The 486-nt window shown below is 38.3% G+C and carries 1 protein-coding gene; it reads right to left on the bottom strand.

All coding sequences use genetic code 11. From position 1 onward, the window contains the following. Positions 1 to 143: 143 nt before the first annotated feature. On the bottom strand, positions 144 to 486 hold a 343-nt coding region (locus F1E73_RS17355; protein ID WP_150452703.1), incomplete at its 5' end, for an outer membrane beta-barrel protein.

The raw sequence follows: 486 nt of genomic DNA, 5'->3' as shown, positions 1-486 counted from the left end.
CACCTTGGTGTTGGCTGCCATTGTTTTGTTGATCGTTGGACTAAATTCGGCAAAAAACCGCTATATTTCGAAGGAGGTGTAAGCGACTAAAGATTGAATGAATAGCACCCTTGGTTTGGTAAAAAGGCAAACAACAATACGGCTTATAGGCGATCCCTTTCTGCGGTACCCTTGTATTTGTAGTTATTTTTAATTCCCATATTCCCAAAATTATATCTAAAACCTACCGTAATAGTTCTGCTATCCGGTCTGTAATAAGAGATGTTGTACTGATTGCCATAATTACGGGTATTGTGCAATTCTAGCTGATTAAAGAGGTCATTTAAGGAGAGACTAAGCGTGGCTTTTTTGTCCCATAAGTTCTTTTTAACCGCAAGTTCCCAAATATTGTAAGCCTCCTGTCTAGAATTCCCAATAACCACAGGAGAAACATAGGTATAATTTAGGTTTGCAGACAAGGACCTATCCTCTAAGAAGGTAAAATTA

It is taken from the genome of Arenibacter lacus (assembly GCF_008711145.1).
Classification (GTDB): Bacteria; Bacteroidota; Bacteroidia; order Flavobacteriales; family Flavobacteriaceae; genus Arenibacter; species Arenibacter amylolyticus.
Note: the sequence above shows the minus strand (reverse complement) of the source record. Positions and strands in the feature narration are given on the sequence as shown.